Annotated in this window: 13 protein-coding genes; 12 read left to right on the plus strand and 1 reads right to left on the minus strand. The window is 45.5% G+C overall.

Annotated elements, in window-relative coordinates; genetic code table 11:
- Positions 1-26: 26 nt before the first annotated feature.
- Positions 27-434 carry a FixH family protein gene (locus KIK04_RS21140; RefSeq protein ID WP_232275573.1) on the plus strand — a complete coding sequence of 136 codons (408 nt, stop codon included), beginning with the start codon at positions 27-29 and terminating at the stop codon, positions 432-434.
- A gap of 97 nt (positions 435-531) precedes the next feature.
- Here the strand turns inward: KIK04_RS21140 and KIK04_RS21145 are convergent, their stop codons facing one another.
- The gene (locus KIK04_RS21145; protein WP_232275575.1) at positions 532-1,074 is read right to left on the minus strand and encodes an acireductone dioxygenase; all 543 of its coding nucleotides are present in this window, start codon (positions 1,072-1,074) and stop codon (positions 532-534) included.
- A gap of 168 nt (positions 1,075-1,242) precedes the next feature.
- Here KIK04_RS21145 and metH point away from each other — a divergent pair, with 168 nt between their 5' ends.
- The 11 genes from metH to KIK04_RS21200 all read left to right on the plus strand — a co-directional run bounded on the left by metH (position 1,243) and on the right by KIK04_RS21200 (position 12,948).
- Complete coding sequence (gene metH / locus KIK04_RS21150; RefSeq protein ID WP_232275576.1) at positions 1,243-4,680, plus strand: methionine synthase; 3,438 nt, start codon at positions 1,243-1,245, stop codon at positions 4,678-4,680.
- 84 nt (positions 4,681-4,764) lie between these two features.
- Positions 4,765-5,685: a ribonuclease Z gene (gene rnz, locus KIK04_RS21155; RefSeq protein WP_232275577.1), complete on the plus strand. Its 921-nt coding sequence runs from the start codon at positions 4,765-4,767 to the stop codon at positions 5,683-5,685.
- Positions 5,686-5,967: 282 nt separating this feature from the next.
- Complete coding sequence (locus KIK04_RS21160) at positions 5,968-6,828, plus strand: Mbeg1-like protein (RefSeq protein ID WP_232275579.1); 861 nt, start codon at positions 5,968-5,970, stop codon at positions 6,826-6,828.
- Positions 6,829-7,189: 361 nt separating this feature from the next.
- A complete protein-coding gene (locus tag KIK04_RS21165) occupies positions 7,190-8,275 on the plus strand; it encodes a Gfo/Idh/MocA family protein (RefSeq protein ID WP_232275580.1) in 1,086 nt (361 codons plus the stop codon).
- Positions 8,266-9,165 carry a DMT family transporter gene (locus tag KIK04_RS21170; protein ID WP_232275582.1) on the plus strand — a complete coding sequence of 300 codons (900 nt, stop codon included), beginning with the start codon at positions 8,266-8,268 and terminating at the stop codon, positions 9,163-9,165. The genes KIK04_RS21165 and KIK04_RS21170 overlap by 10 nt, the downstream gene beginning before the upstream one ends.
- Before the next feature lies 1 nt (position 9,166).
- Entirely contained in the window at positions 9,167-10,006 is an 840-nt protein-coding gene (locus KIK04_RS21175; protein ID WP_232275584.1) for a TIGR01457 family HAD-type hydrolase, read from the plus strand.
- Between the two features lie 87 nt (positions 10,007-10,093).
- Positions 10,094-10,873 carry a DNA-formamidopyrimidine glycosylase family protein gene (locus tag KIK04_RS21180; RefSeq protein WP_232275586.1) on the plus strand — a complete coding sequence of 260 codons (780 nt, stop codon included), beginning with the start codon at positions 10,094-10,096 and terminating at the stop codon, positions 10,871-10,873.
- Between the two features lie 90 nt (positions 10,874-10,963).
- Positions 10,964-11,269, plus strand: a complete 306-nt coding sequence (locus tag KIK04_RS21185; RefSeq protein WP_232275587.1) for a hypothetical protein — start codon at positions 10,964-10,966, stop codon at positions 11,267-11,269.
- A gap of 129 nt (positions 11,270-11,398) precedes the next feature.
- On the plus strand, positions 11,399-11,743 hold the full coding sequence (locus tag KIK04_RS21190; protein ID WP_232275589.1) for a cyclic-phosphate processing receiver domain-containing protein: 345 nt from the start codon (positions 11,399-11,401) through the stop codon (positions 11,741-11,743).
- Positions 11,733-12,182: a thioredoxin family protein gene (locus KIK04_RS21195; protein WP_232278849.1), complete on the plus strand. Its 450-nt coding sequence runs from the start codon at positions 11,733-11,735 to the stop codon at positions 12,180-12,182. Before KIK04_RS21190 ends, KIK04_RS21195 begins: the two co-directional genes overlap by 11 nt.
- On the plus strand, positions 12,175-12,948 hold the full coding sequence (locus KIK04_RS21200; RefSeq protein WP_232275591.1) for an ABC transporter ATP-binding protein: 774 nt from the start codon (positions 12,175-12,177) through the stop codon (positions 12,946-12,948). The genes KIK04_RS21195 and KIK04_RS21200 overlap by 8 nt, the downstream gene beginning before the upstream one ends.
- Positions 12,949-12,975: the final 27 nt, after the last annotated feature.

A 12,975-nucleotide genomic window follows, 5' to 3' on the forward strand; every position in this document is an offset into this window, starting at 1 on the left:
GGAAGATACAAGGAGATGAATGAATCATGTGGAAAAGAGCTGCTGTAGCAGTAAGCCTTATATTGGCTATTACGACAGGTTGTGGCGGGGATCATGCAGGCCACGGGGGTCACGAAGGTCACGGTAAAGAACAGACGACAGGCGAACTCATTAAAGTAGAACTTACTGTACCACAAACAGCAAAGGTGAACGCGTCGGTTGTCATGACAGCGAACGTGACATTAAGCGAGAAGGCTGTTGAAAATGCGGAAAAAGTGGAGTTTGAAATCGTTGACGAAAGTGGAAAATCGGAAAAAATAAGCGTCAAACATAAAGAAGCGGGCAATTATGAGCTTGCAAAAGCGTTTGATAAAGCAGGGAAATACAAAGTTATTTCTCACGTTTCCGCTAATGGCATGCATTCCATGCCGAATAAGACGATTGAAGTGAAATAATCCAATGAAATAGTTGGACCTTAAAATACAGATACAACAAAGGGTTACCTGCCGGTCATGAATGACAACGGTTGAGGTAACCCTTTTACTTATCTACTTATGCTTTTTGAAAGGATTCATCTTGATACGGATGTGCAATCCAGCCTTCTGTTTCTATAAACAAGCGAACCGCTACAATTTGTCTATTTTCTACTAATGTAAAGAAGTGCGGAATATGTTCAGGGACAGAAATGACGTCACCTGCTTCAAGAATGACATCAAAGTAGCCAACCTCATCTGCGCCTTTAATGACAAAAATACCATTGCCCGCTGTGATGGCGCGAACTTCATCTTCCGTATGAGTATGAACCTGCTCGAACTTTTTTAGAAGTTCATCTAGATTAGGGGTCGCATCTGACAAAGCCACAATGTCCCACGTTAAATAACCACGGCGGCCAGCTAAGTCGCGAATTTCTGTGTCATACGTGTTCAAAATCGCTTGCTTTTCTTCATCAGAAAGGACAAATTTTTCCCGCAGCGATTCGTCTAACTTCGTTGGATCCCAGTGTTCGTATAACACTTCTTGTTCGTCTAAAAAAGAACGAACGTTTTGCTCACCGGTAATGAGTTCGTTCGTATTACGAATGCGAATTTGTGCCATGTGCGTCCCTCATTTCGTAAAGATGATTGGTTTACTAGGTATTATAGTACAGAGGAAAAGATTGGGCAAGAAACATTTTCAGTTAGATGTAAGTAGATGGTCTTTCCTAAATCAGGCAGTTCTGCTACACTAGTGTCTAACTTCTTGATAGATAAGGGTGGGAGACGGATGAGCAAACCGGCAATTCAGACACGATTACAAGCAGAAATTCTCATTCTTGACGGCGCGATGGGAACGATGATTCAGCAAGAGGATCTGACACCTGAGGACTTTGGAGGCGAGCATCTTGACGGTTGTAATGAAATGCTCGTGCTGACTCGTCCTGATGTTATTCAATCCATTCACGAACAATACCTAGCGGCAGGTGCTGATATATTAGAAACGAACACGTTTGGCGCGGCTAGTATCGTACTCGCTGAATACGACTTGCAAGACCGAGCGCGGGAAATCAATCTTGCGGCTGCTAAGCTGGCGGTTGATGCGGCTGCAAAATTTAGTACACCGGAGTGGCCTCGTTATGTGGCCGGAGCTATAGGTCCGACGACGAAGACGTTATCTGTTACAGGTGGTGTCACCTTTGATGAATTGGTGGAAAGTTATTATGAGCAAGCGGTGGCCTTAGTTGAGGCAGGTGTTGATGCGATTCTTCTAGAAACGTCGCAAGATACGTTGAACGTTAAAGCAGGAGCTATTGCCATTCAGCGTGCTTATAAAAAGCTGGGTGTGGAACTACCTTTGATGATTTCGGGTACGATTGAGCCGATGGGAACAACTTTGGCAGGTCAAAATATCGAATCATTTTACGTATCGTTAGAACATCTGCGTCCAATCTCGATCGGTTTGAACTGTGCCACAGGGCCTGAATTTATGCGCGATCATTTGCGCACGCTCTCTTCAATTGCGAATTCAGCAGTGAGCTGTTATCCGAACGCAGGCTTGCCAGATGAGAATGGTCAATACCACGAATCTCCGGAGTCGTTAGCCCGCAAAATTGCGACGTTCGCTGAGCAAGGTTGGCTCAACATCGCAGGTGGTTGCTGCGGAACGACACCTGAGCATATTCGTGTGCTAAGAGAAGTGCTTAGCCAATATAAGCCGCGCACTGCATACGGCAGCCATCCACCAGCCGTTTCAGGTATAGATACGGTATATATTGAGGATGAAGGACGCCCTTATATGATCGGTGAGCGCACAAACGTGCTTGGCTCACGAAAGTTTAAACGGCTCATTGCTGAAGGGAAAATCGAAGAAGCGGCTGAAGTTGCCAGAGCACAAGTGAAAAATGGTGCTCACGTCATAGATGTTTGCTTACAAGACCCTGACCGGGACGAAGCTGTGGACATGGCACTATTTTTACAAGAAGTTGTGAAAAAAGTGAAGGTACCACTCGTAATTGATTCTACGGATACGTCTGTTATCGAGTTGTCGCTCAAGTACACGCAAGGAAAAGCGATTATTAACTCCATTAATTTAGAAGATGGCTTAGAAAAGTTTGAGCAAGTCGTTCCACTCGTTCATCAATATGGGGGCGCGTTAGTCGTCGGCACGATCGATGAGCGAGGACAAGCCATTACCCGCGAGGATAAGTTGGAAGTCGCTCAGCGATCTTATAATATTTTAGTAAATGAATACGGAATTCCACCTGAGGATATTATTTTTGACCCGCTCGTCTTTCCAGTCGGTACAGGGGATGAGCAATATATCGGATCAGCGAAGGAAACGATTGAAGGAATTCGATTAATTAAGGAAGCTATGCCCGCTACGAAAACCGTCCTTGGATTAAGTAATGTTTCGTTCGGATTGCCGGAGGCTGGCCGTGAGGTGCTAAATTCGGTATTTTTGTACGAGTGTACGAAAGCAGGGTTGGATTATGCCATCGTGAACACGGAGAAGCTAGAGCGATATGCTTCGATACCGGAACATGAACGTAAAATGGCTGAGGCGTTAATATATGAGACGAGTGATGAGACGTTGGCTGCGTTTGTCGCTCAATTTCGGAATAAAAAAGTAGAGAAAAAAGAAATAAAGAGTAATCTGACGCTGGATGAACGGCTTGCTGCTTATGTCGTTGAAGGTACGAAAGAAGGACTTATACCTGATTTGGCTGAGGCATTAACGAAGTATAGCCCACTTGAAATTATTAACGGGCCACTTATGACAGGTATGAGTGAAGTAGGCCGGTTATTTAATAATAACGAGTTGATTGTTGCTGAAGTGCTGCAAAGCGCAGAAGTTATGAAGGCATCCGTCTCCTATTTGGAATCGTTTATGGAAAAAGACGAGTCAGCCGTCAAAGGTAAAATTGTGCTGGCAACAGTAAAAGGCGATGTGCATGACATTGGCAAAAACTTAGTTGAAATTATTTTGGCAAACAATGGTTACCAGATTGTGAACTTAGGTATTAAAGTTCCGCCTGATCAAATAGTTGAAGCTTGCCGTCGTGAAAAGCCCGATGCGATCGGTTTGTCCGGACTTTTAGTCAAGTCCGCGCAGCAAATGGTCATCACGGCGCAAGACTTGCGTACCGCTGGAATCGATGTGCCTATTCTAGTAGGTGGCGCGGCATTGACGCGCAAGTTCACGAAGAATCGGATTAGCCCCGAATACGATGGTCTAGTGCTTTATGCCAAAGATGCGATGGATGGCCTAGATTTAGCTAATAAAATAATGGATACCGAGGGCCGACAGCGGCTCGTTGAAGAGCTGCGCGCGCATAAGGAGCGCTTGGCACGAGAGGGAGAGGAACAAACCTCCTTGCCCAAGCAAACGCGTGTGGAACGTTCTGCAATCCAAGACGCGAATGTGTACGTCGCGCCTGATCTTGATCGTCATGTATTACGGGACATTCCAATTAATCAAATTCAACCGTATGTCAATTTGCAAATGCTAATTGGACATCACTTAGGCTTACGCGGTTCAGTTGAAAAAGGACTTAAAGAACGCGACCCTAAAGTAGTGGAGCTTAAAGAAGTCGTAGACGATATTTTCCGTGAAGGCGGCAAAGATGGTCTGCTGCAAGCGAACGCCATGTATCGCTTTTTCCCAGCGCAATCGGAAGGAAACTCGATTCATATTTATGATCCTGAAAATAAGGAGCGGGTATTGCACACATTCACGTTCCCGCGGCAGCAGGTTGAGCCTTATTTATGCTTGGCGGACTTTTTGCGCTCAAAAGATAGCGGGGTCATGGATTATGTGGGCTTCCTAGTTGTAACAGCAGGCAAAGGAATTCGAGAACGGGCAGAACAGCTAAAAGAGCAGGGACAATATTTAAAATCGCACGCCATTCAAGCAGTCGCTTTAGAGCTGGCGGAAGGGTTGGCGGAGCAAGTTCATCATATGATGCGCGATGTATGGGGGTACCCTGACCGTGATGACATGACGATGAAGGAACGTTTTGGCGCTCGTTATCAAGGAATTCGTGTCTCTTTCGGATATCCAGCATGTCCGAACTTGGAAGATCAGGAGCCATTGTTCAAGCTGATGGAGCCACAGCATATTGGGGTGGAGCTAACAGAAGGGTTTATGATGGAGCCAGAAGCGTCAGTTAGCGCGATGGTATTTGCTCATCCGCAAGCCCAATATTTCAATGTAGAAAAGGCATAATATTATTAATCATGATAGATAAGCGCATCGCCGCCTCTTCATGTTAGGGTGAGATGAGGCGGGATGGTTGATTGAGGTGAAGTGATGGACGTATATTTTTTAGGAACAGGGGCAGGAATGCCGACAACACGGCGGAACGTTAGTAGCTTGGCTTTAAGGCTGTATGATGAACGTGGAACGTTCTGGCTGTTCGATTGTGGTGAAGGAACACAGCATCAGGTGCTTCGTTCCCCAATTAAGCTGTCCAAATGTGAATTTGTGTTTATTACTCATTTGCATGGCGATCATTTATTTGGTCTTCCTGGACTGTTATCCAGTCGAGCTTTTCAAGGGGGAACAACACCATTGACGGTGTTTGGTCCGACTGGATTAAAGCGATTTTTAGAAACGGCATTTGAGGTTAGCGAGACCCATTTGCCATACGAGCTACACATTGAAGAAATTCAAGAGGGAGTCGTATGGTCGGATGATACTTTTAGTGTGACGGCTTTACCATTAGAGCATCGAGTGCCATCATTTGGCTATCGGGTTCAACAAAAAGACCGTCCAGGCAAGCTTAAGTTTGAGTTGCTACAGGAGCATGGTATCGCGCCAGGCCCCTTGTATGGCAAATTAAAACGCGGCGAGGACATCGAGTTGCCGAGCGGTGAGTTATTGTTTGCGGCATCCGTCCTTGGTGAACCTGTGCCAGGGCGAACGGTGACCATTTTAGGTGACACCTGCTTGTGTGAAAATGCAGTTCGTTTAGGACGTGATGCGGATTTGCTTGTGCATGAAGCCACGTTTTTGGAGGAAAAAGTAGAGTCCGCTAGTGAATTTGGCCATAGCACAGCTATGGGAGCCGCTAAGGTTGCAAGTGATGCGGGAGCGAGAAAGCTAGTGCTCACTCATTTTAGCTCACGCTACAAAGATGATGATCAGATGCAACAGCTGCTAGAAGAAGCGAAGTCCATTTTTCCAAATACGGTATTGGCGGATGAGCATGCTGTTATTGAGCTTGACTAATGAAGCGTGATCAGAGTTGGCACATACATTGAGAATGTGAAACGGGCAACCGTTTCTTTTTCTTTTCCTGGGAAATCGCAGGAGCAGACAAAATCCGCTGTCCGATGCGAAATAGATACGTAACGATTAAAGCGCCCCATAGGGGTGCTTTTTGCTATTTTCAGTTATAAAAACTTTATCTAATTTGTTCAATTTAAGTGAAGGGAAAATAAGTAAACTTATAGAATATAATTCCTAATGCTATTTGCGAAAGTAGCAAATAAACATGAGGAGGTTGTTGATTTGAAGAAAGTATCGTTCATGTTGTTGGCATTTCTGCTATCGCTATCATTACTGCCAGAAATGGGGGTGAATCAAGCCAAGGCTCTTTCAGGGAGCGCTTCTACCATTGATTTAGTACGATTAAGCCATTATGCGTATTTTAATTTTGATCGTCATGAGGGAAGTAAAATCAGTAGGATCCCAGCAGATGATCGGCAGATGAAATTACTGTTAAAAGAAATTGCGGACATGGACCAGAAAGGCTACCGCTCAAGCAAAACTTCGATTGATAAAATGAATGATTGGATCATAGCGGATGTGTTGAATGAGCGTAGAAGTGGTTTTTATGGGATCGCATTTAAAAATCCAAAAACGACTGAAATAGTGATCGCTTTTCGCGGCACGGAAGCAACAGATATCAGTGATATTAAACAGGACATGGAGTTAGCTTTGGATAAAAATTCGAAAAGAAACCAGCTCGTGGATGCAAAATATTTTGTGAAAAAAGTGGCTGATAGATATCCAAATTACGATATTACACTTACAGGGCATTCGCTGGGTGGTTGGATTGCTCAAAACATGACCTATCAAATTAGAGAAAACCGGTTAATCAAACCATCTAGATTACTTAATACAGAAACATTCAATGCGCCTGGTTTCTGGGACCCGAACAAAAGAGGCCAAGAGAAATATGATGCTTTTATTAGTAAAAGAGATTGGGACAAAGCTTTAAAGTATAAAAAAATAACGAACTACACCGTTGTTTCCGATCTTGTCAGCGATGTTTATTTTGATGGTCATGTTGGAGGCAAGCAACGCATCGTAAACAAGGGCCATCATGGTTCGCACAGCATTTTAGGCTTCTATGCACATCGTATTTAGTAAATAAAATGCTCAGATGTCGAAGAGATAACTTGAAAAGTGTTGTATGATAAGGTCAGCCAGAGTGTTCTGGCTGATTTTATTTTTTGCGTTGTGCGATGCAAATCATCGGTTTGCAGGTAGCTGGCAAGCAACTTTTCCTGGGAAATCGCAGGAAATGACATAAGGAATGGGCTTGTGCATTGAACAGTCTATAACAATCAGCATTCGACGGATGGCGTTGTCACAACGAGTCGAACATAACCGATATGGAATGAACGGTTGCAAGCAAGGAGACGGTTCATTACAATGAAAAAAGCTATACTAGACTGTAAGTTTCTTTTATTTCCACACAATAGATACGAAGAAGGTGAGTTCAAGCATGAAGGAGCTTGGGTTTGCGATTGTCGGCTTCGGCACGATTGCAAAAACACATATGGTTGCGCTGCGAACGCTGCCCATCATTAAGCCGCTTCCGGTAACGCCGGTCTTAGCTGCGCTAGTAACGCGACGGCCTGAAGAGCTTGCTCAGCAAGCGGCCCAAATTGGGTTCCGTACCGTAACGGATAACTTGGAGGAGGCATTGCTGCGCGAAGACGTGCAAGCAGTAAGCATTTGTACACCGAATGCACTGCATGCGGAGCAAGTACAGGCATGCGTACGCCACGAGCGTGCGATCTATTGTGAGAAGCCTGTGACCGAAAGTGCGGAAGCGACAGCTGCACTGTTGCACGACATTCCGCACGGCTATCCACAGCAGCTAGCATTCGTGTTCCGCTATCATCCAGCAGTGATGCGTATACGCTCTGCTTTGCAGGCTGGAATGATTGGTGATGTACTACAATGCAAAATAGCCTATTTGCGTTCAGGTTATTTGGACGAAAATCGTCCATTTAGTTGGCGCTTGAGCGATAACTTGTCTGGCGGTGGGGCCACATCTGACATTGGTGTGCATGCACTTGATCTTATTAGGCACTGGTTTGGTGAGTTTACATCTGTAAACGGACAGACGCATACGTTTGTACCTTCTCGCCCAGCTTCTGCGGGAGCAACAGAACGAGTACATATCCAAGTTGATGATTGGGCGGCAATGACGTATGAGACTGCCAGTGGTGTGCGCGGTCTTGTTGAATTATCTCGTATTGCGTACGGTGCAGATGCATTCCGAATTGACATTGTAGGTACGAAAGGTAGCATTACATGCGATCTGGAGCGTGATAAGCATCCGAAGGTCCACTTGATTAATGGAACGTCTGGCATCATCCCTGAACCTGCGTGCCTTGCTTTACTGCCAGATGATAAAGCGACGATGGGGCTGTTTCAGGATAGCCATTTTGCAGCACTGCATCATTTTATTTTGCGATATACAGGGGATTCGCGGTGGGATGAATTAGCGCCAACGTTGGCAGACGGATTAGTCGTTGAAAAATGGGTCGATTCCGTCAGAAAGATAAATCCGTGCGGGTAGGAATATATTTGCTTCTCGTATTCACAAGCATGTTGTGGGGCGGCAATTTTGTTGCCAGCAAGCTACTCGTCGAGCATGCAGATGCGTTAACTTTAACCCTTTGCCGCTGGGGGATTGCTGTATTGTTCTGGCTGCCAATCGTTTGGCTGAAGGAACGCCGTATTTTGCCGCCCAAGCAAGCATGGTTGCCCCTTTCTTTAATGGGGTTAACGGGAGTCGTCTTGTTTAACGTCAGTATGTTTATGGCATTAGAGCAGACGACGGCTACGAATACGGGGTTAATATCAGCTCTTAATCCTGTAGCGATTGCGCTGCTTAGCTTTATCATATACCGCGAAAGGCTTAACCGATGGCAAGTGGTTGCTATGATCGTGTCACTCGGTGGCGCGTTGTTGTTCCTGTTGCGAGGGGAAATGAGCCGTCTGTGGTCGCTGCAATTTAACGTGGGCGATCTCTGGATGTTGTGTGCGGTTGCATTTTGGGCAATTTATTCGGTCACGGGAAAATGGGCCTTGCGCTATGTGTCCCCGTATATGTCCACCTTTTGGGGCGGTGTGCTTGGCGTGGTGTGCTTGCTTCCGTTTAAAACGGACGAGCTGCTCACGTTATCCGGTGATATGACGTTTTGGAGTAGTATTTTATACATAAGCTTTGGCTCAACGATGTTAGCGATGTTGTTCTGGAATGTGGGCGTACAACAAGTTGGGGGAACACAAGCCGGTATATTTTTAAATTTAAATCCGATTTTCACCGGAACGTTTGCCTATTTTCTGTTAGGTGAACAGATGGTGGGGGCACAATGGCTTGGTGCCGCAATCGTGATGATCGGGGTGTTCGGGTTTACATTAGCTGGAATATTACGCATGAACAAAGAAAGGGCGCTGTCATGAAATGAACAAAGAGACACAACAAAGACTACGAGCGTTCATTGATTTAGATGGTACGTTATATCATGGCTCGACGATGATCGAAGGAGCGAACGAACTTATTGCAACGCTGAATCAATTGAATGTGCCGTATTTATTCGTCACGAACAATTCATCCCGGACACCAGAGGCTGTTGCAAAGTTCCTAAATTCAATTGGCATCGACGCACGTGACGATCATGTACTCACCTCTGCGCAAGCTGCTGCATCGTATATTCAGAAACATTATACGAAGCAAAAAGTGTTTGTCATTGGTGAAGAAGGGTTACAACAAGCGCTAAGTGACTCTGGGGCGAACTGGACGGATTGTGTGGAAGAGGCATGGACAACCGATATCGGCGTTGTCGTGCAAGGCATTGATCGCCAATTATCTTATGCGAAGCTTGAAGCTGCCTCGGCAGCTATATTGCGCGGTGCGGCGTTTGTGTTAACAAATCCCGATCTCATGCTGCCTTCGGATAAAGGAATTTCCCCAGGCGCAGGTACAATCGGCGCAGCTTTGCAAGCGGCTACGGGGGTAGACCCAGTCGTAATTGGTAAACCTAGTCATATTATTATGAATGCAGCGTTAGAGCGTCTTGGATGCTCGGCTGAGGAGGCTATTGTCATTGGCGACAATATGTTAACCGATATGAAAGCGGGTGCTCAGGTAGGCTGCCGTACGGCATTAGTGTACACAGGTGTGACCACACCAAACAATTTTGCATCGTATAAAGAGAAGTCTGGTGTGATCCCAGATCTCGTGTTCCATAATTTACAAGAGATCAGACAATGGATTATAGAAGAAGTATCCGCTACGATATAATGTGAACCATTTTTGACTTTCAAAGCGTGTTAATTGAGCGTCTTTGCAAAAAATAGATGATTATGTGAACAGGAAGGAAGATGCTCGATGCCGGAACTCCCGGAAATCGAAGGATTACGTAGAAAATTAAATAAGTGGATCGTCGGTCAACGGATTAAAAGCATTCACATCCAGCGTGATTCATGGTTGAATATTGATCGCGAACAGTTGGATAATGGTGTTGTTGGCCGTCAGGTACTGTTTGTAGAACGACGTGGAAAAGCGATTATTTTTCATTTAGATGATGGACGTCGCTTGTCTATACAAGTAGGCGGTGGTGCAGAATTAACGTCACTAACCGATATGGAAGTAGAGGTAGACACGAAGGGCGCACAATTCATTTTAAATACGGAAAAAGGTTCGTTTATCATCCACGGGGCTCGTTCAGGCAGTCTCCATTGGCTCAGTGCTAGAGAGCTTGACGATGATTTGAAGGCGCTCGGATCTGATCCGCTATCTCGTCATCTGAATAGTGAAGCGTTCCGTAAACGTTTTGCACGACGTCGGGTAACGATTAAATCAGCATTGACGAATCAAGCTATCGTTGCAGGTATAGGTAGTCGCTATGCAGAAGAAATTGCATTTGTTGCGGGGTTGCACCCTTCTGCCAAGACAGAAGCACTGACAGACGATCAGTGGGATACGTTATATCATGCCACGATTACGGTACTGGAAGACGCTATTGATCGTATTGAAGCTGGTGAAGAGGTAAACTTACACGTCCATGGAAAAGTAGGCGAGCATTGCACAAGTTGTCAATCCATAATCGAAGAAGTTGGCAGTGGTGTTCGTGCCATGACATTTTGTCCAAAGTGTCAATCGCTATAATTTTTTCTAAACAAGCCATTACTTCTTTATAAAATCGAAATGCATCCGGCTGAAAGGGAAATGAAGCGCGATCCCGAGAAACAACGTTTCATGTACGGTTGTCATTGGTCGTTAAGAGGTGGGGATGAGCGTGCGGTCGAGACGGCTTGGCCCGACAAATGTAGCTGTGGATTTTCAACTTCTCCGGATGCATTTCAGCTAACTGTTCAATCTTTATTGCATGATTTCATGATCGCGGAAGCTTGTATTTCAGTAGGCATTGTCGTTTATGTTGATGCGTACAAAGGCAAGGATTCGGGGGCATGTTTGCTACAATTGCCTCCCGTAGCGATCGTCATGCAAATATCGGTGTCGATTACATCGGTTGGGAAAGCATGTCTGTGTTACTGCACTTAGCTGATTTGCGGGACAAGCTGATCGTATTGAAAACACGGAAAAACGGTGCCGGTGGTCATGTTTAGAATAGAAATTATTAATGTCGTTAAACGACGTAGATTAAAAATTTATAATTGACATGAGGTCAATATGATACATGTATATTTAGATGACTGGCGGCGTTGTCCGGCCGGATTTGCTTTAGCGAAAAATATGGAAGAATGTTTGTTGCTGCTGGAAGAAGAGGAAGTAGGCATTTTATCGTTGGATCACGATCTTGGGCCAGGCGAGCCAACAGGAACTGAACTCGTCATGGAAATGGTTCGGAGGAAGGCGTATCCTTCACAAGCGATATATTTGCATACATCGAGCCTTATTGGCAAGCAGCGCATGTATGAACTGTTGTATACGAGCAAGCCTGAACACGTACAACTTATAAGTGGCCCGATGCCTGATGCTGTGCTGGAGCGGGTTAGAGTTGAACATGACCGCTGATCAGGGAATGAATGAACAGGAGCAGCAACAGAAGCAGCAGCGCCAGCAGCAGGAGTCAAGCGAGCCAGGGAATCTCCCTAGCTCGTCGTTTGTTTCATGCTCACAAGCGGAGCTGTTGGAAGCATTAGATTCGGGACTAGTCGCGTCATCTTGGGACGGAATATACATTTATTCACCGATGTGTGGCACGTGTAAGCTGGCCGAACAAATGTTGACGATCGTTGCTGCGGCCATGTCGGAACTTCGACTAGCTAAATTGAATGTACAGTCTGCGCGGGAAGCGGCCGAGCGGCTGCGTATTCAAAGTGTTCCGTGCTTGCTGCTATGGTCACGTGAGGCTGAGCAAGTTGTGCAGGAAAGCGATATTCAGTACGTGTATGCATTTCATTCCGTAACGTATTTGTATGAACGTCTGAAAGGCGGGAGAGCGGATGATTAACGTTAGTCATGTATCGTTTCAGCGAGAAGAACGTCATATTTTGAATGATATTAATTGGCAAGTGAACGATGGGGAACATTGGGTGCTATTAGGTCGTAATGGTTCAGGAAAAACGACGCTGCTGGAACTGCTGACCGCTTACCAATTCCCAAGTTCAGGGACTATTCAGGTGCTGGGGCAAACGTATGGTCAGACAGATGTACGTGAAGTACGTAAGCAGATCGGATACATTAGCCAGTCTGTTGTCGAAAAATTAACGCTGACTGACTCGGTTTGGGAGATTGTCGCAACAGGTGCATTTGCTTTTTTACGTTTTTATGAACATATTCCTGAAAATATTAAAGAACAATCTCATGACTTGCTGGAGCGACTCGGTATTGGTCATCTAGCTGATCAGCCGCTGGCCGTTTGTTCACAAGGTGAGCGTAAAAAAATATTGCTCGCGCGCGCGCTAATGGGCCAACCCAAGCTGCTCATCATGGATGAGCCGTGTGCGGGTCTTGACTTATTTGAGCGCGAAAAGTTGCTGGAAGATTTAGAAGTTACGCTGCATCGGCAGTTAAGCGTTATTTATGTGACGCATCATTTGGAAGAGATAACGCCGTTGTTTACGCATGTTGCCTTACTGCATCAAGGACGTATGGTCGCTGCTGGCCCGAAGCATGAAGTATTGCGTCCGCAATTGTTATCGCAGACGTATGATTTGTCACTGCAAGTAGATTGGGTAAATGATCGGCCTTGGACTCGAGTTGGCAGTACGGTTTAACGAAGTGTTAAGGTTACTTTTTGGAGG

Origin of the sequence: Paenibacillus sp. 481 (assembly GCF_021223605.1) — a bacterium.
GTDB lineage: Bacteria > Bacillota > Bacilli > Paenibacillales > Paenibacillaceae > Paenibacillus_B.

What these genes read in the sequence shown, in the direction of transcription:
- KIK04_RS21140 (WP_232275573.1), top strand. Translation starts at nt 27, where the DNA reads ATGTGGAAAAGAGCTGCTGTAGCAGTAAGCCTTATATTGGCTATTACG.
- KIK04_RS21145 (WP_232275575.1), bottom strand. Translation starts at nt 1,074, where the DNA reads ATGGCACAAATTCGCATTCGTAATACGAACGAACTCATTACCGGTGAG.
- metH (WP_232275576.1), top strand. Translation starts at nt 1,243, where the DNA reads ATGAGCAAACCGGCAATTCAGACACGATTACAAGCAGAAATTCTCATT.
- rnz (WP_232275577.1), top strand. Translation starts at nt 4,765, where the DNA reads ATGGACGTATATTTTTTAGGAACAGGGGCAGGAATGCCGACAACACGG.
- KIK04_RS21165 (WP_232275580.1), top strand. Translation starts at nt 7,190, where the DNA reads ATGAAGGAGCTTGGGTTTGCGATTGTCGGCTTCGGCACGATTGCAAAA.
- KIK04_RS21175 (WP_232275584.1), top strand. Translation starts at nt 9,167, where the DNA reads ATGAACAAAGAGACACAACAAAGACTACGAGCGTTCATTGATTTAGAT.
- KIK04_RS21180 (WP_232275586.1), top strand. Translation starts at nt 10,094, where the DNA reads ATGCCGGAACTCCCGGAAATCGAAGGATTACGTAGAAAATTAAATAAG.
- KIK04_RS21185 (WP_232275587.1), top strand. Translation starts at nt 10,964, where the DNA reads ATGTACGGTTGTCATTGGTCGTTAAGAGGTGGGGATGAGCGTGCGGTC.
- KIK04_RS21190 (WP_232275589.1), top strand. Translation starts at nt 11,399, where the DNA reads ATGATACATGTATATTTAGATGACTGGCGGCGTTGTCCGGCCGGATTT.
- KIK04_RS21195 (WP_232278849.1), top strand. Translation starts at nt 11,733, where the DNA reads ATGACCGCTGATCAGGGAATGAATGAACAGGAGCAGCAACAGAAGCAG.
- KIK04_RS21200 (WP_232275591.1), top strand. Translation starts at nt 12,175, where the DNA reads ATGATTAACGTTAGTCATGTATCGTTTCAGCGAGAAGAACGTCATATT.